The 21,255-nt window shown below is 44.7% G+C and carries 18 protein-coding genes; 1 reads left to right on the top strand and 17 read right to left on the bottom strand.

Going from position 1 to position 21,255, the window contains the following annotated elements:
* Positions 1-67: 67 nt before the first annotated feature.
* The 5 genes from NYE58_RS08330 to NYE58_RS08310 all read right to left on the bottom strand — a co-directional run bounded on the left by NYE58_RS08330 (position 68) and on the right by NYE58_RS08310 (position 5,490).
* Positions 68-940 (bottom strand): YitT family protein, encoded by an 873-nt coding sequence (locus NYE58_RS08330; protein WP_036675789.1) that lies wholly within the window; start codon positions 938-940, stop codon positions 68-70.
* Positions 941-968: 28 nt separating this feature from the next.
* Entirely contained in the window at positions 969-2,273 is a 1,305-nt protein-coding gene (locus NYE58_RS08325; RefSeq protein ID WP_341001550.1) for an alkaline phosphatase family protein, read from the bottom strand.
* A complete protein-coding gene (locus tag NYE58_RS08320) occupies positions 2,270-3,529 on the bottom strand; it encodes an MFS transporter (RefSeq protein ID WP_076098890.1) in 1,260 nt (419 codons plus the stop codon). Before NYE58_RS08320 ends, NYE58_RS08325 begins: the two co-directional genes overlap by 4 nt.
* Before the next feature lie 149 nt (positions 3,530-3,678).
* Complete coding sequence (locus NYE58_RS08315; RefSeq protein WP_036675792.1) at positions 3,679-4,125, bottom strand: V4R domain-containing protein; 447 nt, start codon at positions 4,123-4,125, stop codon at positions 3,679-3,681.
* Positions 4,126-4,308: 183 nt separating this feature from the next.
* Entirely contained in the window at positions 4,309-5,490 is a 1,182-nt protein-coding gene (locus tag NYE58_RS08310; RefSeq protein WP_341001549.1) for a sensor histidine kinase, read from the bottom strand.
* 284 nt (positions 5,491-5,774) lie between these two features.
* Here NYE58_RS08310 and NYE58_RS08305 point away from each other — a divergent pair, with 284 nt between their 5' ends.
* Positions 5,775-7,706 carry an ATP-dependent DNA helicase gene (locus tag NYE58_RS08305; protein ID WP_249267680.1) on the top strand — a complete coding sequence of 644 codons (1,932 nt, stop codon included), beginning with the start codon at positions 5,775-5,777 and terminating at the stop codon, positions 7,704-7,706.
* Between the two features lie 66 nt (positions 7,707-7,772).
* Here the strand turns inward: NYE58_RS08305 and NYE58_RS08300 are convergent, their stop codons facing one another.
* The 12 genes from NYE58_RS08300 to NYE58_RS08245 all read right to left on the bottom strand — a co-directional run bounded on the left by NYE58_RS08300 (position 7,773) and on the right by NYE58_RS08245 (position 20,990).
* The gene (locus NYE58_RS08300) at positions 7,773-8,543 is read right to left on the bottom strand and encodes an ABC transporter permease (RefSeq protein ID WP_038569396.1); all 771 of its coding nucleotides are present in this window, start codon (positions 8,541-8,543) and stop codon (positions 7,773-7,775) included.
* Entirely contained in the window at positions 8,544-9,302 is a 759-nt protein-coding gene (locus NYE58_RS08295) for an ABC transporter ATP-binding protein (RefSeq protein ID WP_036675796.1), read from the bottom strand.
* 76 nt (positions 9,303-9,378) lie between these two features.
* Positions 9,379-10,245 (bottom strand): pentapeptide repeat-containing protein, encoded by an 867-nt coding sequence (locus tag NYE58_RS08290; protein WP_038569394.1) that lies wholly within the window; start codon positions 10,243-10,245, stop codon positions 9,379-9,381.
* A 14-nt stretch (positions 10,246-10,259) separates the two neighbouring features.
* Positions 10,260-10,589, bottom strand: a complete 330-nt coding sequence (locus NYE58_RS08285; RefSeq protein ID WP_036675798.1) for a PadR family transcriptional regulator — start codon at positions 10,587-10,589, stop codon at positions 10,260-10,262.
* Positions 10,590-10,754: 165 nt separating this feature from the next.
* Positions 10,755-12,038 (bottom strand): DUF1963 domain-containing protein, encoded by a 1,284-nt coding sequence (locus tag NYE58_RS08280; RefSeq protein ID WP_341001548.1) that lies wholly within the window; start codon positions 12,036-12,038, stop codon positions 10,755-10,757.
* Between the two features lie 265 nt (positions 12,039-12,303).
* A complete protein-coding gene (locus tag NYE58_RS08275; RefSeq protein ID WP_076104747.1) occupies positions 12,304-14,037 on the bottom strand; it encodes a family 10 glycosylhydrolase in 1,734 nt (577 codons plus the stop codon).
* A gap of 38 nt (positions 14,038-14,075) precedes the next feature.
* Positions 14,076-15,722, bottom strand: coding sequence for an extracellular solute-binding protein (locus NYE58_RS08270; RefSeq protein WP_341001546.1), 1,647 nt, complete (start codon positions 15,720-15,722; stop codon positions 14,076-14,078).
* Positions 15,723-15,755: 33 nt separating this feature from the next.
* A complete protein-coding gene (locus tag NYE58_RS08265) occupies positions 15,756-16,646 on the bottom strand; it encodes a carbohydrate ABC transporter permease (RefSeq protein ID WP_036675805.1) in 891 nt (296 codons plus the stop codon).
* A 59-nt stretch (positions 16,647-16,705) separates the two neighbouring features.
* Entirely contained in the window at positions 16,706-17,632 is a 927-nt protein-coding gene (locus NYE58_RS08260) for an ABC transporter permease (protein WP_036675807.1), read from the bottom strand.
* Positions 17,633-17,656: 24 nt separating this feature from the next.
* A complete protein-coding gene (locus NYE58_RS08255; protein ID WP_341001545.1) occupies positions 17,657-18,955 on the bottom strand; it encodes a 6-phospho-beta-glucosidase in 1,299 nt (432 codons plus the stop codon).
* A 43-nt stretch (positions 18,956-18,998) separates the two neighbouring features.
* A complete protein-coding gene (locus tag NYE58_RS08250) occupies positions 18,999-19,979 on the bottom strand; it encodes an N-acetylglucosamine kinase (protein WP_036675810.1) in 981 nt (326 codons plus the stop codon).
* 21 nt (positions 19,980-20,000) lie between these two features.
* Positions 20,001-20,990 (bottom strand): LacI family DNA-binding transcriptional regulator, encoded by a 990-nt coding sequence (locus tag NYE58_RS08245; RefSeq protein WP_244886434.1) that lies wholly within the window; start codon positions 20,988-20,990, stop codon positions 20,001-20,003.
* Positions 20,991-21,255: the final 265 nt, after the last annotated feature.

Below are 21,255 nucleotides of genomic sequence, written 5' to 3'. Positions count from 1 at the left end.
TCAAAGAAAACAAAAAAACGCGCTGGCAAGAGCATAATTAGCTTCTCTCCAACGCGATTTATAGTCATTAGTGAATATTTTTCTTTTTAAAACTGCCGCCCTTAACTTCTGCAACATCGTAGACTACTACAAAAGCATTCGGGTCAATTTCACGAATAATATCTTTTATTTTACTTTCTTCCAGACGGTTAATGACACAAGTGATTTCTTTGAATTGTTCATTTGAGTAGCCGCCATAAGCATCTGTATAAGTTGCTCCACGACCCAATCGGTCACGAATAGTCTCGACCATGATTTCCGGTTGAATAGTGATGATTTTAAACGTTTTAGAGCCACTCAAACCTTCTTCAATAATATGAATGACCTTAGAAGCAATAAAATAAGCAAGTGCTGATAGAATAGCCCCTTGTAGGCCAAATACTGTTGAAACAACAATAAAGACAAACATGTTTAGAAATAAGATTAAATCACTGGTCCCAAAAGGTAATTTTCGTGAAAGTAAGACAGCTAACATATCTATCCCATCTAATGCTCCACCATTACGTAAGGCTAACCCCATACCAAAACCGATAATAATCCCGCCAACAACGGTAATTAATAAGGTATCACCTTCTATAATCGTCGGTACATGATGCATAAGACTAGTGCCAATAGCCAGTGAAGCAATACCGATAACGGAATAAAGAGCAAAGCTTTTACCAATTTGCTTATATCCTAGCCACACAAAAGGGATATTAATTATGCCAATTAGCAGCCCTAGCGGTAAGCCAAACAGTTCAGAGCCAACGATGCTTAGACCTGTGACACCTCCATCTGAGACATTGTTGGGTATCAATACAGATTCTAGACCATAGGCAGCTATTAGCGCCCCAATAATAATCATGAATACTTTTGAGAATATCTTGAGTTTATTTGATTTCTGTTTTCGCGTTTCAATCATTGAATTTCTCCGTTTCACATTGCTTAATTTAGTCCATAAAAATTTCCTCTAAAGGTCTTCCGTCACCTGGATTAAAATCAATCCCTAAAATCTTTGCCATCGTGGGGGCTATATCTACCATTTCGATGTCCCCTATAGGATGCCCATTTCTAATCTTTTCCCCAGAGACAACCAAGTTGCATCTATAGCCGTCTTTATCAGGAGAATAGCCATGCGTGGCAAATTTAACGCCTTGTTTGTCCAAATCAACAATCGTTGGTTCATCCATACTTTCGTCGAAACAATAACCTCTCTTAGCCTCAAGCATATACTTTGTGGTTTGGCCCACATGAAAATAATCCAGTTCATCTCTAGCATACAATTTCTCTATACCTGAAGATTCCTCTCTCATATTATCTCCAATAACAGCTAATGCTATTTGCTCAGCTTCTTCATCGCCCTGCCGGATATGCAAGTAAGCCGCTCCACCCCCACACTGAAAGTAAGCTCTCCACTTCATTTCGCCGTTCTCTTCATAGATCAGGCCCTTTTCCTGCAAAAGGTTGTTCAAATGCACTTTGTACCTAACATTAAACTGGCCATGGTCCCCCAAAATTAAAAAAATCGTATCATCCTTTATCCCCGCTTCATCCACTGCCTGCATAATATCGCCTAACCTATTATCCATACGTGTGATTACCTGCATCACTTCGTCACTGTCAGTTCCATAAGCATGTTTGGCATCATCCAGATCGATCAGATGCATCATTAGAAGATTAGGTTTTTTGCGCTTAATCGTGTCTATAGCACATTTGGTCGTGAAGTCATCCAGATAAGGCTGCTCAATCCCCTTGCGGATCCGGCCATATTTCAGCTCCATATCCACACAGTATAAGGGGCTTCCGCTTTTTAATATCTTCAGTGCCTGATTTTCGTTTTTGATGGCTCTGATTTCAGGTATATTGTATTGGATGGAGGATTTACCCGATACTGGCCATAGGATTCCGGCTGTGCTCATCTTATGCTCGCGCACAACATCGTAAATCGTTGGCACCTTGATCGCATTTCTAAACCAGAACCAATTTTGCTCCTCTTCCTTAATAAAGGGCTGAAACGGATTGTTGTGGTGGATGCCATGCTTATCCGGATATACACCGGTTGCTATGGTCGTGTGCACTACATATGTGAGTGTCGGATACACACTTTTCAATTTATGGCTATGAGCTCCGTTTTTAATTAATTTACTTAAGTTTGGAAGCCGGCTGGCCAATGCCCAGTGGTCTTCTGAAAAGGCATCGTAAGAGATGACGATCAAATGCTTGGCCATAGCCGTTTGTGCTTTAATTGACTTCATAGAATAAGCCCCTTAGGTTCGTCATGTTCAGGCTGCTCTTTAGGTAAAGTTATAAATACGAATAATCCAATAATAAAAAGTGGGATAATCGCTAAAATACTAAATTTAGCATTACCTGTTAAGGTTGTTGTTAAAGACATTACAGCAGGACCAACAATGGCCGCGAACTTGCCAAAAATATTGTAAAAACCAAAGAATTCATTGGAATTCTCCTTTGGAATGATCTTCGCATAATAAGACCTGCTGAGCGCCTGAATGCCTCCCTGAGCGGAACCAATTAGCGCACCTAAAATAAATATATGCCACACTGAAGTGATAAAAAAAGCCGCGATGCAGGAAATGATATATGTAACAATCCCCACGATTATCAAAGTCCTGGCGGAGTATTTTTTGGCGAGATTACCATACAGGATTGCACAAGGAAAAGCGATGATCTGGATAACTAATAATATCCCCAGTAAGGTAAAGGTGTCAAAAGCATCCGCACCCAGAACCGATGTGGCATAGGGCACCACCATTTTAATAATCGTATCTACCCCATCAATATAAAGAAAGTACGCAATTAAGAAAACAAATACAACTTTATGCTGTCTAACATTCCTAAAGGTGTCTCCCAGTCTTTTAAAACTGTTGATTACAGGTCTTGGTTCAGGCTCAATATAATATCTCTGCTTCACATCTCTGATCATGGGTATGGTCAACAGCCCCCACCAAAGGGCAGTAATGATAAACCCAATCTGATAACCGATCGACTTATCCATCCCCATAAACAGAATCAATAGCAGGCTGATGCCAAATGGAATGACGCTGGCGATATATCCATAAGCAAAACCTTTTGTGGATACCTTATCCATCCTTTCATCAGTGGTTATATCCACAAGAAAAGAGTCATAAAAAATATTGGCTCCGGCAAAACCTATAACAGACAGGATATAAAACACAATCAATAACTGCCACTGCCCGCTCGCAGGTGCAACGAATGCCAACGAAGCCGTAGCCAGCACACCGATCAAAGAGAAAAATAAGAAAAAGCGCTTTTTCTTATCCTTGTAATCTGCGATCGTGCCTAAAATCGGACTAAGGATAGCCACTAGAATACTCGCAATGGAATTAAAGTACCCTAAATCCATGCTGCTGTTAACATTTGAAAACATGCCAAATACAATAGGCAATAAAGCAGTTGTAACCGCCATCGAATAGGCCGAATTCCCACAGTCATATAAAATCCATGATTTTTCCTCTTTGCTAAGTTTCATCTAACAGCCACCTTTTCACCTATTTGTAACTGTTATATCATTTCAGCATAAGAGGCATGTTAAATGAATGTTAATTCCATCACAACTTCTTCATAAAAAAAACGACCTTTTAAAATCGGAAGGTCGCTTACTCGCATTTATATATGAATTTAATATTTGACGAGATATTCGCAATATTCATCCCCATTAACATTACATTTTATTTCCCGGACGGAAACCCGCTTTCCACGAATTTTAGTAAGTGCTCCTTCAATAATGGCCCCCTCCAGGTCACAAACCATTTTCCCTTCCATAATAGGTAACCCTTCGCAGAAACAATCGTGTACTGCAATCGTCATCCCCTTGTCATCTTCATGGGTTATTATAGGAATCCCTATCTTCAATTCTTCGAATAACTCGAATAGTTCATTAACCGAGGTAACACCAAATTCTTCCCCAATTTTTCTTCCTATAGTCAACGTTGTACCCTTACCATTCATGGGTAACGCTTGATATAAACCAATCAGTCTAATCGTTCTGAAAAGCTCTAAAGGTACGACATTACCTAAATTTTTTCTCTTTATTTTTTTCATATCTGTAAAAGTAAATTGATCCATGCCAGTAGCCTCCAATTGCTTATGTAATTTATATTTCAAATTTAATTGATATATTGAGTATAAACGTATCCAATAATTGCTTTGTGATCTTACGCACATCCTGATTTTTTGTAGAACTATAACAAAAAAAAGCAACTTCCCTATTGGCAAGTCGCTCCTTCATTCCTTAGATACAGCAGCATCTCAAATATGATAATCATAAACCCAAGGCAAAATAACCCTCACGCTAGTTCCAACCTGAACCTCTGAATCTACCTTAATATGCCCCCCATACATTTCGATTAGTTGTTTACAAATCGATAATCCAATCCCTGTCCCTTTTTGCTTGGTAGTAAAGAAAGGGTCAAATATCCGTTTTAATTTATCCTGTGGAATTCCTTCTCCATGGTCTTTAAAGAGTAGAATAATTTCGTTTGTCTCAGCAGCTGTGGTAACAGAAATATCTATTCTGCCTCTAAAAGCTGTGAAGGAATCGATACTATTTTTCAAAATATTAAGAATTACCTGCTCTAGCTGAGAGGCGCTTCCAAACGTTAGTACTTTTTCTAAAGAGCACTCTACTGAAAGTATAATATCATCACTAAGTATGAGTTGATTCACAATGTTATTAACTCTATGTATAACCTCCATAACGTTAAATACTACGCCGTTATTTTTTGTACTGTCACCTTTTCGAGCCAGTATTAGAAAGTCCGTTACTAATCCATTCAGAGCATCAATCTCTTTGATGGTGATATCCAGATATGCACGCAATTCATCCGCTTTGATCTCCGGCTCATTTAGCCTGATATTTACAAGCTGAGCAAAACCTTTAATCGAAGCTAGCGGATTTCTTATTTCATGCGCCATTCCTGCTGCCATTTGTCCCATAACAGCAATTTTTTGTTCATGTAAATTGTCAATCTGTTGATTTTTATTAGACAAATAACCTTGTGCAAAGCCAGTAAAACGGGTCCAGTTGCATTCCATTAAACGATTATAAAAAAACAATCGGATCGCGGAATCATCTACAAACTCTTCAATGATCTTAAACATAATATTCTGAGCGGTTAAATTTAAATCCTTGCTCATATCAAGTAAGATATCAAAATGATCACCGAATATTTCTGCAGTATAAACCCCTTGCTCAGCCCCCTCTTTTTCTAGCAGGTTTAAGTATTGATCGTAACCAAAAGAATCAAAAAACAAGGCTTCTACCATACTCATTAATATCGTACTGAATGATGAATCTAACAATTCCTTATGCGCCTCTACAAACCAGGAGAATTCGATGTTTTTCATAGTCATAGAATGATAATGCCTGTTTAAAATGATTGGAACTGCTAAGGTTAATGACGAACGCAATTCATTTTCTTTGTATGACATTTTCATCCTCCTTCTTTGTAGTTTGTATTCAAGATATGTGTATATTTTCCTGCTTCAAAAACACAGTAATTCACTTTGTTTTAATCACTATATTATATTCTGACACTTGACTGTTAGAGTAGCATCGAAGATAATTACAACCTCACCAAAAAAACTATAATTAGGAAGATCATTGATTTTGAAAAGGGGCGGTCGTCATTAGCTGGTTAAGTGATCTCTATAAATTACAGAAGCAGGAGCTAAAGAAGGACATCGAGCCCTCTTTAGTCAATGCTATCTTTCGAATGTATGATAAATTCCCCAGGATTGGACTTAAAGAGCGGATCGGCCAGCAGGATATGTCTCTAGATATCGCTGATGCCTATATAAATGGTCGTAACGCGATGATTGAAGCTGGAGTCGGTATCGGCAAGTCCTTTGCCTACCTCATTCCCAGCCTGCTTATTAACCAAATCTCAAGGCAACCGGTTATTATTGCGACATCCTCCATACAACTTTCAGAACAAATACATAAAGATCTGAGATTCATCGGAAGTCGTCTCGGATTTACAAGGGTACGTTCGGTAGTTGGAAAAGGCATGGGGCAGTATGCTTGCCGGTATAGGGCAGCAGATCTGTTCCAAGCGGATGATTCAAACACTCCTCTGTCTGCGCTTTCTCAACAGATTGTGAATTATGAAATTGATGAGCGGGCAGATATTAAGGGCGGGGTTAGTGATGCTGTATGGTCTAACGTTTGTGTGAATGATTGCAAATTTGAACGTTGCCATTATAAAAGTACATGTACGTTTTATGAGATGAGAGCTAAAATTAATGCCAACGCGAGCGACATGGATTTTATTATCGTAAACCAGGATCTGCTCATCCGTGATTTAATCAAGAAAAAGGAAGGAACGAAGGGGTTAATCACCGAACGGCCGGCTCTGATCGTAATTGATGAAGCGCATAATCTGGAAGCAAAGGTTAGAGATGCAAGAACGCTCGAATTTACTTACCGGGGAACCTGCCGTATTCTGGATGACGCCTTACAGATTCTCTTCAAGCAATCTGCCGATACGGAGCTTATGCCGCAATTTAAATTTATAAAAAGATGCGTTGGCCATATTTTTAAACAAGTAGAGGCAGACTTACTGCAAACAGCCAAGCAGGACAATGACCGTATAAAAATATCGCAGATCACAGGAATCCCCTTAAGACGAGCGGCACAGGTTTTAAAAGATTTTAATCTCAGCCTTTCCGTCTTAACTTCACGGCATGAACGGGAGATTGACAATATTTTTGAAGCCATGAACGGACTTATCGACCTCTTTGATGTACTCGCCGGAGTAGAGGATAACTATCTGATCTGGGCAAGTAATACCCAGCGGGAGAGTACCCTTAGTATCTGCCCTAAAGGGATAAGCCAGTTTCTGAAATATACCTTATTTAACGGGAAAACCTCAGTTATTTTAACGTCAGCAACCATGTGTCAAAGCGGAGAAACGCTGGAGGAACAATACGCTTATCTCACTGAGTCCCTCGGTTACAGGGGAGATTATATGGAGCGCCAAGCTTCACCGTTTGATTATGACAACCACACCATGCTGTATATTGCCAAGGACATCCCCTACTATAACCATCAGCGGCGGGAAGATTATCTTGAAGCGGCATACAAGGAAATGATGAGGCTCTGTAATTTAACAGACGGGCGGACATTGGTTCTTTTTTCAGCTAAAGAGGATATGAAGTATATTCATAAGAAATTAAACTCTGAGAAGCTTGCATGGGCATTACATGTTCAAAGGGAAGGTTCGTCCCAGGACGGGGTGATCGCTGACTTTCGGGGCAGTAAAGGCGTTCTACTTAGTACCGGTGTATTCTGGGAAGGTGTGAATATCGAAGGTTCCGATTTGTCACAGTTAATCATTTTCCGTCTGCCTTTCCCTGTTCCTGCCGATCCTGTCTATGAATATAAGACTTCGATGGCAAAGAATCCCTTGAAGGAGGTTTTTGTACCGGACATGCTGCTTCGGTTAAGACAAGGAACCGGGCGCCTGATCCGCAGTGAAACTGACCTTGGTGTACTCAGCATACTCGATTCCCGCCTGTCCATTGCCGCCAAAAAGGATTACCGGGATCAGGTACTGGAAGCCTTACCTTTTAAAAAGGTTACTGAGGATTTCAAGGTTCTGGAGAAGTTTGTGAAAGAAAAAGGGATACTGCTTAGTGATACGTAGAGAAATGAAAAAAAGCAACCCATCCGCAGACAAGTCGCTTCTAAATCCTGTAACGTTATCTGGCAATTAAACAACTTTATGTTTGTATACCCGCATCGCTAATAAATACGCAACTACTAGAATGGCTATGCACCATATGATGGCTCCCCAAATATCATTGCCGACAGGCTGCCCCATCAGGAGGGAGCGAACCGCCTCTACTATAGATGTAACGGGCTGGTTTTCAGCAAAGGCGCGAACGACTGGCGGCATCGATTCGGTAGGCACAAAGGCCGAGCTGATGAAAGGAAGGAAAATAATCGGATAGGAAAAAGCAGTCGCGCCGTCCACCGATTTTGCGGATAGTCCAGCAATTGCCGCGACCCAAGTTAGAGCCAGCGTAAACAATATGAGGATGCCGGCAACCGCCAGCCATGAGAGCACTCCTGCCGATGAACGAAACCCCATAATCAATGCAACAAGAATGATGACGCTAACTGAAATCGCATTGGATATCAGGGAGGTCAGCACATGTCCCCACAGCATGGTAGAACGTGCAATCGGCATAGAATGGAATCTCTGAAAAATCCCTTTTTGCACATCGTTAAACAGGCGGTAAGCCGTATAAGTTACACCACTTGCAATAGCGATCAGTATGATCCCGGGCAATAAATAATTCACATAGTTATCCGTACCCGCCTGGATGGCCCCACCGAACACGTAAACAAACAACAGCATAAATGCAATTGGCATGATAGTTACCGTGATGATGGTATCCATACTGCGGAGAATATGGCGCATAGAGCGTCCAAGCATTACACTCATGTCACTGAAAAAGTGCTTCTTAATCATTTCCATTTACTTTCCCTCCTTTTTGCCGATGATTGCGAGGAATATTTCCTCCAGCGTCGGCTGCTTTTCAATGTACTCAACTTTTGCGGGCGGGAATCGCTTTTTTAGTTCTTCGAGTGTACCGCTCGCAATAATTTTACCTTCATGTAGAATGGCGATTTGATCAGCAAGCTGCTCTGCCTCTTCCAAATACTGCGTCGTCAAAAAGACAGTCGTACCGCCGTCGGCAAGCTCCTTAACCATCTTCCATACATCAATCCTTGCCTCAGGATCAAGTCCAGTGGTTGGTTCGTCGAGGAAAATAATCTGCGGTTTTCCAACAAGACTCATCGCGAGATCTAATCTCCGGCGCATCCCGCCTGAATAAGTGGATACCTTGCGATCCGCGGCATCGGTCAAAGTGAAGCGTTCCAGCAGATCGTCCGCAACTTGACGCGGATGCTTCTCATGGCGGAGCCTCGCAATCATGATCAGATTTTCCCGGCCGGTCAGAATCTCATCCACGGCGGCAAATTGACCCGTCAGGCTGATGGACTGGCGTACATAATCAGGCTTTGTGGCGACATCGAATCCGTTCACTGCAGCAGTCCCACCATCTTGATTTAGCAAAGTGGTGAGGATTTTGACAATGGTGGTCTTGCCTGCGCCATTGGAGCCAAGCAGGGCAAAAACGCTGCCCTGCTCCACTTCAAAATCCACCCCCTTTAAAACTTGAAGCTGTCTGTAGGACTTTTCCAACCCAACCACTTTAATGGACTTGTTCATTGCATTCCCTCCCTAAGGTTTTGTTAGCATATCTTCATGGAATTTTCCCCGCAAAACTCACTTCGGAAGCTCAGGCTTATAGGACTGTAACCTTTGTCAAATCAGCTTCCATGCCTTTGAGCGCAGCGAAGGTCAACTTATCCATCATTGCACCGTCAAAGTTGATCGTTTTAATTGCACGATAAAACTTCTTGGATAACGAAAACCCGGAGAGGAATGACACATTTTTTAACGTCGCACCTCTAAACGAAATATCGTTCAGCGCCGACTTTTCAAACTTGACCCCGATAAAGGTCTGGCCGTCAAAACATAATCCCCGCAGATCTGAGGTTTTAAATTCCACACCGTCAAAGATACAGCTCTCAAAGATTGTTTTCGTAAGATCAGTCGTACACAGCTTGACGTCGGTCAGTCTTGCACTGATAAATTTCGCCCCTGTAAGTCCTGATGAGCTAAAGTTGGTGCGAACAAGAATAGATTTGTGAAAGCTCGCATTTGCCAGTTCAATGCCGGACAGATTGCAGTCGGTCAGATTAGCGCTGTCGAACTTGGCCTCGCCTACGTCACTGCCCGCGAAAGAACTGCCAGTCAAGTCAGCGCCTGTAAAATCCGAACCCCGCAACGCGCTCACTTTAAAATCCCCTTTATGGGCGGTAACGCCTGCAAAATCGCTCTTCGATAAGTTGCTCGCCCTAAAGCTCGTCACCACCTGCCGCTCAAGTGAACGGGAGAGATTGGCAACCTCCTGCACCGTCTGTTCAATGTCGCCGATGCTGTCTATCGTCATCTTAAACGCCGTTTCATCATCCTTGCCTTCAGCCTTGAGTTCACTGAACCGCTCCTGCAAATCGGAAAGGAGGTCACTCTTTAATTCAGCAACGCTTTTTATCCCGTCATAGGGTGCGAATACGCCATTTAAATACATGTTTAATTTCTCATTCATATTATCAAGTCTCCTTATAATAAGTTTTCAAGCACACGCTTTGCGTACTCCCAATTAGTCTTGTTATTGGCGTAAACAGCTTTCCCCTTCTCGGTAATCCGAAAATACTTCCGTCGTCCCCCCTGAGACTCATCCCCCCAATACCATTCAATGTCACCGTCTGCCTCAAGCCGCCGGACGCTGGAGTACATCGTAGCTTCTTTTAATTCATATTCGCCTCCGGAACGCTCAGCAATCAATTTGACGATTTCATATCCATAACGATCGGCTTCGGACAAGAGCCGCAATACCATCGTATCGGTATGTCCTCGCAGCAGATCGGATGTGATTTTGTTCTCACTCATTTCATCACCTCATAATCGCATTGTATATCATACTACTGTGACAGTCAAGGTACTTTGATCATCATGTTTATACAAAATAAAAAAATGCCGTCCTTAGTTGTCTAAGGCAGCATTTTTCTTTTTAAGTCTGAAGTTCCAATCTACGCTAACCAGAAATAAGTTGATTTACGTCTGCTGGTAATTCACAGCTACCTGCAGGCAACCCTCACACAAAAATGCATAATAAATCCCCTCGCTGTCCTCGGCCTGTTCCATGTCCATTTGGGCAATAAACTTCATCGTCTTCGAACAGCAAGGGCACACAGGATATTCCGCATCCTGAATCCAAGCCGGATGTCCTCCAATCTGCGACGCAGGCGCCTCAAGCATCCAATATGAATTTTCATAGGTTCCCATCTGTCGTTCCGATAGCTGCATGGCATGCCATGCTATTTCTTCCCTGTCTTCATTTGCAGGCAAAAAATCAGGAACGGTATTATATTCACTCCACGAATATTGGCCGTCCAGCTCCGCTTTCATAAACACGGTGCCATAACAATTACAATGCATGCAAGCTGCAATCCTTAACCGCTGGCCGGAAAGCTTCATAAATTGAACCAGTGGATTCTGCAAATCGTAATCAAACAGCACTGTCAACTTACCGCCACACCAAGGGCAGGAATGCTCACCCGCCTGTAGCGCCGCTACCGCCGTATGATCCCGATCCATCCCATTTTTTCCGTCCCTGTTTACTTCAAAATGATAACTCTCGGGGTAAAAAAGCAGCCTTTTCCCACCGTCGGGAGCTAATTCCCATCCTGCTTCGTGAGCATAGCTTTCCGGAGACACATTTAACTCCGATGTCCATCGAGGCGGATGCTGCCGCCATGTCTCGAACTGCCGAACAACCTCTTCATCACCAATCCAGGCCATTGCAAGCAGCAAATGATTACGGTTTTCCGAGTCATGCTCTAACTGATGAATGATCTTATCACGGATCTCCTGACCCGCTTCTTTATAGAGAATACCGGGATAATACTTCCCGTTAAGAAAAAAAGCCTCCAGCCCCCGTTCAATGGAAGCACTTGAAAAACATATAAGCGACAGTAAAATGGTTTCAGCCTGGTCAAAATCATCTTCTTCCATCAATTTAATGGCGTAGGTTTCCAATCGCTCCCTTTCGCTTTCAGTCAGTTGACGATATAACTCTTGCGCGGTTTTGTGATAGGGAATTACGTGTTCAAGCGGGCTCAACCTCCGCGGTTTGTGCATGATTTTAAGAATTTCAACCGGATCATTCACACCTGCGTACAAATCAATGTCTTTTCGATTTTGTTCAATATAAGCCTTTTCCTCCAGCGCAAGCTTCCTCTGATGACAGGGCATGCAGATTCCACCTGTCTTTAAAGCAGTTGCAGGAAGTATGCTTCCCTTGCAGCCTGAGGTTTGGCAGGGTATACGCTCGCTCATCGTATCTCTCCTATTCTGTATAAGTTATTCTCAAAGACTATTATTAATAAGCTAAACTGCATTATAGAATTAGCTATATTATAGAATTAGCTGCATTAAATATACCACCGGATTTAGCAGCTTTAAATTCATTTCAGATTTCAATTGGATATATCCCCCACCATCACCTTATACCGAAATAAAAAAGGTTAACCAGATATTTCTGGTTAACCTGATAAACGAAAACTCCCCCGGATAAATAAGAACCGGTGCCCTTGTATTAAGCTTAATCCGTAATCTTCACATTTCCAAACACAGCCTTATTCCTCGAGTCATCCCCGGGATTGCTAAGTGCTATGCCAATATACACCTTGCGGTTCATCGGAATCTGAACAGTTCCGACCGTTTTCCAGTTATTCCCGTTCGTCGAAATAGCCCCTTTGAAGGTATTTCCACTTCGGGTCAGCTTTAGCCATCTTGGAGCCGAGGCAGCCGCAGTCTGATCAACCATATTGCCGGCAGTCTCTGCACGATACTGGAAGGCTGCCCCATTTTCGGGGGTAAGCATCATATCTGCATGCTTCGAATTATGACCCAGCGACTCCCGAATCATAATGCCGGCCTTGGCCCAGCCGTCCAATCGGCTAGTGGACTGCACTTTAACAATAATCTCCGCATTGCCTCGCACGGATTGGTATATATAATTTAGTTGATCTCCATTTCCCCAAATATCCGTAGAGCTGCTGCTGAGTGTAAATTGCTTATTGGAAGAATTGTAGGTAACGTTCCCCGGCATGGAACCGATATTCCGCGCCTTCCATCCTGTTGGTAATTGAGCCGGATAGTCTTGTTCTACCGGAGGCGTCCAGCCTGGCGTAGGCCAGGTTTCACGTTCTTTGATATTGGCCAGCTCATCTTCTGGCCAGGCCCCGTAAGCAAAGAACGACAGACGCTTCACACCTGGATAATTCTCGCGGATTCCCTTGTAAATCTCCTGATATTGATCATCTGTCCAGTCATTATCCAGCGTCGCAACAATTTCCACGTCACTGCCGCTAATCCGGTCGCTCGTATCCTTCAGGATTCCGTAGGAAGTGCTGTATACCCAATCACTGTTGAACTCCCAGTCATCAAAGTACGCCATTGGTGCAACAAAGTCGATATCATCCTTGAATTTCGCTACATTCTGCCCAACTTCAATGAATTCTGGCGGCAAAATATACACACCGAGCTGCACATCCGGCTTCGAGGACTGGGTGATATCCTGACGGATATCGCCCACATACTGTCCAATTTGATCGGTCCTCCATTCATTCCACTGCTCTCTCTGAGGCGAATCCGTCTCGAAGTCAATACTGAGCGGTGAATACCCGAACTGCGCCTGATACTTCGTAACCGTGTAATCACTGACGTCCATGTTGTAATTATCGAAGCGGATCCAATCCAGCACAACGCCATCCACATCATAATTCTCGATCACTTCCTGAATGATGGAACGCTCATACTGCTGCACTTCATGGTGAATTGGATTGACGAAGTATTCGTTGCCGTTAGAACCTGTAAACGGAGTCTGAACCCCGTCAACCAGCGCCTGCATCTGCCATTCATCGTGCTCCAGGAAGGCCTGCTGATCATGGAACTGTGGAATCCAGGCATGAACCTTGATTCCTGCAGCATGGGCTGCCGTAATGACAGCCTGCAGGGCGTCGAAATTCTGGTAGCCTTGGGCAATTGGTGCGATATCACTCTGATAAAATACACTTCCAGACGGAACCTCATCATCTTCATCCTGCTTCACGTTCATGCTAATAACATCGACGCCATAGCTTGTAGACAGCGCGATGAAATTCTGGACATCCGCCATGTTCTTAAACTGGTTTACGGTCCGTACAATAACTTCCGTTTCGAAAGGGGGGTTACTCTCCTCCTCGGCCATAACAGGAACGGAACCACCGGCTATCGAAGAAACCAACACGATGCTTAACAGTGCTATAAACCTCGATCTCAACGCAAATGCCATAATCTCGCCTCCACTAGTATAAGATTTTATAAATAGTCTTATTTCGTCGCGTTGATTTTCTTAACATTTTCCTGCCATTTTTCGGTTCTGAATTCAAGCAGCTTAGCCAGCCCCGCTTTTTCGGTGTTCTTTTTAGCTGTCTCCAGCGCCGACAGCACCGCTTCATCCGACTTCGCCTGTACCATCTGGGCGTAAGCAAGGGTATAAATATCCCCGATATTCTGTGCGATGATGCCGATCTCCGTATCCGGAATCGGATCGGTATTTACAAACTCCGTGATATCCAACGCGGTTTTCCAGGTCACCGTGGACTGCGCCACGGTCTCCCAGGATTTCTGGTTCGCGGAAAGCAGCGCCTCGAGGCTCATTTTCGCCGTATCAATAAAGGTTGTATTTCCCGCCCAGTTAAAGTCCTCGAATTTCCGCATCGTTTCCGTGCGCTCGTTAGCAGGAGTCGTCTTGTATTTCTCGTTCGGGATTGGCGCTCCGTCCGCATCCTCTTCATCCCAGTACAAGCCTTTAGGACCGAAGAAAAGCACCTTCTGTCCCTCCGGACCCGTAATCCAGTCAAAATAAGCGAAGATGGCCTCTGGATCCTTGGCCTTTTTCGTAATGACATTAACGTTCCAACCCAGCGTCTCAAAGCCGCTTACAAACACTTGTGTTTTGTCTAGACCGGCTTTATGAATCGGCCATATAATCTCATAACCGCTGTCCGGATTATTCGCTGTCAGTGCCCGGTGTCCCTCGGCTCCATACGTAGTGATATTGGATTCGACCATGACTGCTACCCGGTTGGTATTGACCTTTTCTTTGACCGCATCCTGGGTTTGCTGCAGAGCATCCTGCGTAATCAGCCGTTCACGATACAGCTTATTAATATACAGCACCATCTCCTCGTAAGCGGGATCGTCCAAGATAGATGACAGCTTGTCGCCATCCGGATATCCCATGAGTGAAATGAACTTACTGGTGGAGTTCTCCTTAAAACCACCATACATAATTTCCAGACCTGCCCCCTTCTCCCCAACCTCCAGAGGTACTACATCCGGATACTTTTCTTGCACCTTAAGCAAATATTGATACAAATCATCAAAGGTCTCCAGCAACGGTCTGCCGAGTTCGTTATAAATATCTTTATTCACCATCCATCCGCCGTTGCCGAATTGCCCGGATGTATACCAGTTCGGAATTTGATAGATTTTCCCGTCTTCTGAACGGAGCAAATTCAGGGTGGATTCCTTCACATATTTCTTGAAGTTCGGATACTTCTCATAGTAATCATCCAGCGCAACGAGTTGTCCTGCCTGCACCAGCCGTTCCACTGAGGATCCCCGGTCAGTAAAAATAACATCCGGTAAATCACCGCCGACGATCATCGTGTTGAGCTTTTCTCCGGCCGCTCCTCCGGATTGTATCGGTTCAACAGAAACCTTACGGTTCTCCTGAATCCATTTTGTCGCCTCATTATCCCCCCATGGTGATGTCGTAAGCCAGTCATAGTTTCCATAGAAGCTGAAGGTGACGGGCTTGATCCCGCTGCCGTCATCTGTGGCGGCCTCAGTATTCAGATTTTTCTCGCTTGTGGTTGGTGAAGTGTTAGAATTTCCTCCTCCGCTACAGGCAGCGAGAAGAAGCACCAGTGAAGTCAGCAAAAGAGATACCCATTTCATACGATTGCGCATCTTTTCCCTTCTTTCTACATAATATGGAGACTGCTATTCTTTCATCGAACCGATCATTACGCCCTTAACAAAGTACTTTTGGAGAAAAGGATACGTCAGGATAATTGGAATGGTAGCGATCATCATCGTAGCCATAGTCAGTGACTTCGTGGTAATCGTCCGATTTCGGTTCATATGATCCAGCGCGATAGCATTCGATGAGCCTATTTGGGTCATGATGTTGGAGTTCATAATCTGGCGCAGAAGGGTCTGTATAGGAAGCAAGTGATCCTTTGTAATATAGATCGCTCCCGTAAACCAGTCATTCCAGTAACCTACTGCGGTGAATAAGGCAATCGTGGCCAGCACCGGACCGGAGACGGGAATGACGATTCGGAAAAAAATGCCGTAGTTGCTGCTGCCGTCGATTTTGGCCGATTCCTCCAACCCCTCCGGCAGAGCGTGGAAGAAGGTGCGGATGACAATCATGTTCCAGACACTGATGATGCCGGGGATAATCAGCACCCAAAAGGTGTCCAGCATACCCAAAGAGCGAACTAGTAAATAACTAGGGATGAGCCCTCCACTGAAGAACATCGTAATCATGAAGAACACCATATATTGTTTTCGAAATAGCAATGTCTTCTTGGACATTCCGTAGGCTAACAGTGCCGTGAAAAAGACAGACAATGCCGTGCCGCATAACGTTCTAAGAATGGTGATCAGAAAAGAATTCAGCAGGCGTTGATCCTGAAACACAATATAATAATTTTCCAGAGTAAAAGCTCTCGGTAACAAGGTTACACCACCGAGCGCCGTATCGCTCCCTAGATTAAAGGAAATGACCAGCGCATTCCAAAACGGGTATAGCATGAGTAACGCCAGCAGCGTCAAAAGGATATACATACTCCGCTGCATGATTTTGTCGCCTAGGCTTAGTCTCATTGTTCACCCCTCCTAAAAGGTTTATGGAGCATCGGAAGCATTCGCTATGAGTAGTAGTACTACCAGAGACTAACATCTGCCCGGCGAGCGATTTTGTTGGCCGTCACTAGCAGAATGACACTGATCACCGCCTTGAATAGCCCTACCGCTGTCGCATAAGAGAATCTGGCATTTAAAATCCCAACACGGTACACATAGGTGTCGATAACATCGGAGTAGGGTCGCAGAATTGGATTGGTTGCCAGCAGCAAAATGTCCTCGAAGCCCGCACTGAGCAGACTGCCGATGGCAAGAATCATAAAGATGATGATAATGGGGGTAATGCTGGGGAGTGTAATCAAGTGAATTTGCTTAAACCGGCTTGCTCCATCTATAGAAGCGGCCTCATATAGGGTTGGATCAATGCCTGCAATCGCGGCCAGGTAGACAATGCTCCCGAATCCGACCTCTTTCCACACATTTACGCTTACTAGAATCGACCAGAAGTATTTGGGTAACGCCAGGAAGTTAACTGGTTCCCCTACCAGATTGAATCGCTCCAGCACATAGTTCACCGTCCCGTTGTCAACGGATAACAGCGAAAATACAAAACCGGATACTATAACCCAGGACAGGAAATAAGGTAAATAACTGACGGTCTGGATAATACGTTTAAAGCCCATATTCCCGATTTCATTCAGCATCAGCGCAAGAAGAATCGGGGCAGGAAAAGAGATAATCAATTTAAGCAAGCTGATCACAAGGGTATTTCGCATCACATTCCAGAACTCCGGCGCCTCGAAGAACATTCTGAAATGCATAAATCCAACCCATGGGCTCTTCATAATGCCGCCAAAAATATCGTATTGCTGGAATGCCATAACCACGCCATACATCGGAATGTAGCTAAAAATGAATACAAAGATAATTCCCGGCCAAACCATGGACTGCAAATCCAATTGACTGATAAATTTCTTCCATCTACGCGGTTTCTCGGCCGTGTTCATCCGCTTTTCCTCCTCTGGACGATTCTAGTGAAACAACGGCAACAACGATTTGTTCTTCTCCAGCATTTCATCCAGCAGTTGTTCAGCTACGGTGACCGAAGGCACGAGCGGATGATGAACCATAGCCTGCAGGGCTATATCCCGGTCTCCGTGCACAGCCGCTTCGATGGTGAGGCTCTCGTATTGTTTGACTGCAGCCAGCAAGCCTTTTACGGGCTGAGGAATTATGCGCAGCGGAATCGGCAGCGGACCTTGCTTGGTGACCATACAATTCACCTCAATGGAGGCATCGTCCGGCAAGAAGTCAATAATTCCGTTATTCCTTACATTCAACGTCTGGATATCGCGGGAATCATTATAAATGGAGCGCATCAGCAGCACTGCCGCCTCCGAGTAGTAGGCTCCGCCGCGCTGTTCCAGCTGCTTGGGCTTTTCCTTCAGCTCTACGTTCCGGTACAGTTCAAACAGCTCTTCCTCCACCTTCTTCACTACCTCAGCGCGCGATCCAGTCGTTGCTGCTGCTTCCTTCTGTTCCGCAAGCATCGCGTCCGTCATATAGTAATAGCTCAGGTAATAAGAGGGAATCGCTTTCAAAGCATTCAGAAACCGGTAGTCCCAGGAATCAAACGGCACATTGCTCGCCTTGTAGCTCTGCGGGTAATCAATGAGCTCCTGCAGCTTGCTTTTACCGTCAATCACGATATCGGATACCCAGTGCAGATGGTTGATGCCGACAAACTCCGCGTAGATCTTCTCCATAGGAAGTCCGAAGAACTCGGAGAGCCACTTTTGAAAACCGATCGGTGAGTTGCACAATCCTACGCTTTTTACCGATGAGTATTTGTGAACAGCTTCAGTCACCATACCGGCCGGATTCGTAAAATTCAGCAACCAGGCATCCGGAGCCAGCTCCTCAATGTCTTTGCAAATATCCAGAATGACCGGGATGGTCCGTAGGCCTTTCATCATCCCTCCGGGACCTGTCGTCTCCTGGCCGATGACATTGTATTGAAGCGGAATTAATTCGTCCCATTTGCGCGCTTCCAGCATGCCTACCCGGATTTGCGTGCATACAAAGTCCGCTCCGGCAATGGCTTCCCTGCGTTCAAACGTCTGGACCACGGTAATCGGCAGTCCGGACTCAGCGATCATGCGTTTGCTCAGTTCTGCAATCGTATGCAGCTTCTCCCTTCCCTCCTCAATATCCACCAGCCATACTTCGCGGATGGGAAGCTCTTGGTGATGCAGGATGATGCCTTCAATAAGCTCAGGCGTATACGATGATCCCGCTCCGATGACAACCAGCTTCAATGATTCCTCCATGATAGACCCTTCCTTCATCTTTTTCATTTTGGTCTTATAAAAACTAGCCTATTGTGTTCGGTACTTTCCCCTGTGATAGATTATCTAGAACCTTCTGATCTACACGCATACCGCTGCTTTCCATAGCCAGAACGACCGATCCTACAACCGGCTCCCGGGTCAAAATCCTTAAAGTGCCATTCGGAGCCGACAACTTCACTCTTCTCTCAATGGCCCGCCGGATGATGCCTGAGCGGTCTCCCTTTGTCAGCAGGCTGCCTGCAAGTACGATGTCGAAGAAGTCCTCCTCCATGCCCAAGCGACGGATGGCCGATACCGCGGCCAAACCCAGCTCATCCCCTTGCTTGACCAGCAGCTCGGTGGCAACCTGGTCCCCTTCCTCTGCCGCTTGAAATAATAGTTCAGCAATATGGGGAGGCAGGTCTCTGAAATGATCCAGGTAATCCTCTCTTAATTCCGACACATTGGAATAGCCCAACAATTGCGTTAAGCGTTCGGTTAGGACCGTCTCCTTCTCTCTTCCCTCATCCGCCCGAAGGACGCTACGGAATACCTCAATACTTAAATCATAGCCACCGCCATAATCCCCGAACCGGTAGCCGAATCCACCACATTGGTATGTAGCACCCAACGGATTTTTACCACTACAGTTCACGCCCGATCCGCAAATCAGCACGATCCCGTAGTTCTTCTCTGTACCTGACCGCAAGGCTATCCAGGTATCGCAGGAAATCTCAGTTTGGGGAAGATCAAAGCTGCTGATGATCGGTCGCAAAATCCGGAAATCAGCCTCTCTGTCCGCTCCCGCTAAGCCGAACCAGGAGTAATCCAGCTGATCCTTGGTCAGCCCTGACGCCATAATTGCTTCCGATAGGGCCTGCTGCAAACTGTTCACCGCCTGCTCACGGTTTATTTGATGATTTCCGATCCCACCCTTGCCAACTCCGATGACCTTCCCTTGTTCATCTGCAATCATTGCGTGGGTTTTACTGCCTCCTGCATCAACTCCCAAAAAATACTTCACGGATGATTTCACTCCTAAAATTCAAGGTAATCTAACAGATGCGGTGGATTCACGAATGAGTAGCTGCGGAGCGAGCTTCGTTACAGCGGGCGGCATCACCTCCCCATTGATCATTTTTAGTAGTAAATCAACGCCTATATTGCCCATTTGTGCCTCAGGTTGTCTGACCGTCGTCAACCGCGGGTAAAATTCACCTACGAACTGCTGATCATCAAATCCAACAATTGAGATATCGTGGGGTACTCGAATTCCCTCTTCCCGGAGAGCCTGAACCATTCCAAGAGCAATAAAATCGTCCCCCGAAAAAAAAGCTGTCGGCAGCTTATCTTCGCGGATCCATCTCTTGGCCACCTCATAGCCGCCGCTTACTGTAAAGCTGCAGTATTCCGTTCCGAATGGCGTTAACCCGGCATCCTCGAGCGCTTGGACATAACCTCGCTTTCGCTCCGCTACACTTAGAAATACCGAAGGGCCGCCAATATAGGCAATTTGAGTGTGCCCAAGATCGATCAAGTGCTTTGTAGCCTCATACCCGCCTTGATAGTTATCGACCACGACGCTAGGCACATCCTCATGCTGAAACTGGTTATCCAGCAATACAAACGGAATGTTTTTTCTTTTCAGTTCCTCTACATATGCCTTTTCTTCAAGTGGGGACAACAGGATAATTCCGTCAACGCGATCCTTCTGAAACAGGAAATTGTCGCCCTCATCCTCATTCTCGGCGATCGATAGGGCTAAAAAATACCCTTGCGCTGCCAGCTTCCGGTTCACCACGCGAATAACCCGGTCATAGAAAGAGTCGTTAAAGTTGGTAATCGACATCCCGATGACTCCCGTTTTGCCCCTCACAAGACTCCGCGCTGCTGAATTGGGCTGATAATTCAATTCCTCCATAGCTTTCAGCACTTTCTGTCTATTAGCTTCCCGTACAGAGGGTAAATTGTTAAGCACCCTGGATACGGTCACTACAGAGAGTCCCGACTTTTTGGCTACATCATGTATATTCATCTTAGCTTCCATACCTCCGTCACCCGAAAGTTTAAACGATTAAACTTTTTAGGTAAATAAAAAACCTTACCTTTCGTGATATTTCTATGTTCTGATTGAAAATTGCACACTGAATGTCAGCTTTGCCTTTATCAAGAACACCAAAATTCTTTACAAAAGTTTTAAGGTTTTAACTAATTTACATTCTACTTACATTTCCAATATCCGTCAATACATAAAATGCAGCCAAAACAAAAAGCAACTCATCCGCAGACAAGTTGCTTTT

The organism is Paenibacillus sp. FSL L8-0708 (genome assembly GCF_038009325.1).
Classification (GTDB): Bacteria; Bacillota; Bacilli; order Paenibacillales; family Paenibacillaceae; genus Paenibacillus_AQ; species Paenibacillus_AQ odorifer.
Note: the sequence above shows the minus strand (reverse complement) of the source record. Positions and strands in the feature narration are given on the sequence as shown.